A 1671-nucleotide genomic window follows, 5' to 3' on the forward strand; every position below is an offset into this window, starting at 1 on the left:
TTATGTTGATTCTGCTATATCCATTGCATATGGTGTGTGCCGCTTTGCTAACATAAGTATCCTTGACTGCAACGGTGGAATTGCCCCATACGTTGCCAAACCAAGTAAGGCCGTCAAACCAATCATCAATACAGAGTTGGTAAGACTGAAAGTCATCGCTGCGAGCACAGCCGCAATACCGACAAGAAGAATCAGTGAGGCAATATCCATTCCTTTTCGATCAGTCAATCGCCCTCCCCACACCGTGCCAATAGCGGCTCCAATACCGTAAGCAAGCAACACTCCACTGGCTGTTTCAGCACTGACTCCTGTAATCGTTAATAATATAGGGGTAATAAATGTGTACAGGGCAAATGAGGCAGTATAGGAAAACATTGGAACGCTTGCTCCTGCCAGTAAGCGTCGATCAAAAAGGATAATAAGATGGCGCCAACTCGCGGCTACTTTCACTTTCATAGCCCGCTCCCCGGAATCTTGTGGCATTTTGAATCCAATACCAATCGTTCCAACCAACCCACAAACAGCAATAACTAAAAATATGACATGCCAATTCAGTATACTACCCAGCCAAGTTCCCACGGGAACACCTAAGGACATGGCAATAGTAACACCACCGAATACCCACGCGAGGGCGGTTCCAGCACGTTCAGACGGAACCAGACGAGCCGCTATTCCAGAAGCTACAGCAAAAAAAACACCATGTGCCAGACCAGATAATAACCGTGCCGCTAAAAGAAGAACCAAGTTTGCTGATGCGGCTGCTATCAGATTTCCAAGAGTAAAGGCCAACATTGCGGTAAGAAGTAAGCGTTTTCTCGACCAATTAGCTGCGAGTGCAGTCAGAACGGGTGCCCCAATCACAACACCTAACGCATAGGCGGTCACTGTTAACCCAATACTGGTGACATCTACACCAAGATCTACCGACATCACAGATATCAGCCCAATAGTAATAAATTCTGTAAACCCTATAGCAAATGCACAAAGCGAGAATATATATATCACGGATGGCATTGAAGATTCTCCTTATACGCCCAAAATGCATTAATCTGAATTCAAAATGCCTAATCAGTATCATATTTTTATTTAGTGCAATAAATATCCATAATGGATAAAAACTTATGATAAGGTGTCACTAATGGTACTACGTAACCTTGAAGATTTAAGTGTATTTATCAGAATCATCGATACAGGAAGTTTCACTGCGGCAGCTCGAACTTTGGGGTTATCGCCCACAACTGTCAGTAAACAAATTGCACGCCTGGAGAAAAGCCTTGGCATCGTCCTCTTTATAAGAAGTACTCGATCATTACGCATTACACCTGAAGGAAAGTCGATCGCTGAAAAAGTGAGAACTGCATTAACACTGGTTGAAGAAGCAACTGAAATAGCTAAGGATGGTAATGAATCTCTCACAGGTTTGATTAGACTGACCGCACCAGTCCCCCTTGGTAGAACCTATGTAACTGATGCAATTGCAGAATTTAGAAAGAAATATCCGTCTGTAGGATTCATATTACATTTGACAGACAAAGTTGTTGATCTTTATAAGGCCGAGATGGATTTAGCGATCAGAGTGGCAAATTTAACTGATTCACGTTTAATTGCCAGACGATTAACAGAGAACAAACGAATTTTAGTCGCATCACCTAATTAACCCGAATTCTGCTT

The 1671-nt window shown here is 42.9% G+C and carries 2 protein-coding genes; one reads left to right on the plus strand and one right to left on the minus strand.

Annotated elements, in window-relative coordinates; translation table 11 throughout:
- Complete coding sequence (locus ABLA76_RS18045) at positions 1-1014, minus strand: MFS transporter (RefSeq protein WP_348988960.1); 1014 nt, start codon at positions 1012-1014, stop codon at positions 1-3.
- Positions 1015-1138: 124 nt separating this feature from the next.
- On the opposite strand from ABLA76_RS18045, the gene ABLA76_RS18050 reads away from it, so the two are divergent.
- Positions 1139-1657, plus strand: coding sequence for a LysR family transcriptional regulator (locus ABLA76_RS18050; RefSeq protein ID WP_348988961.1), 519 nt, complete (start codon positions 1139-1141; stop codon positions 1655-1657).
- Positions 1658-1671: the final 14 nt, after the last annotated feature.

The sequence above is a fragment of the Xenorhabdus sp. SGI240 genome (assembly GCF_040081915.1).
Taxonomy (GTDB): domain Bacteria; phylum Pseudomonadota; class Gammaproteobacteria; order Enterobacterales; family Enterobacteriaceae; genus Xenorhabdus; species Xenorhabdus bakwenae.

What these genes read in the sequence shown, in the direction of transcription:
- ABLA76_RS18050 (WP_348988961.1), top strand. Translation starts at nt 1,139, where the DNA reads ATGGTACTACGTAACCTTGAAGATTTAAGTGTATTTATCAGAATCATC.
- ABLA76_RS18045 (WP_348988960.1), bottom strand. Translation starts at nt 1,014, where the DNA reads ATGCCATCCGTGATATATATATTCTCGCTTTGTGCATTTGCTATAGGG.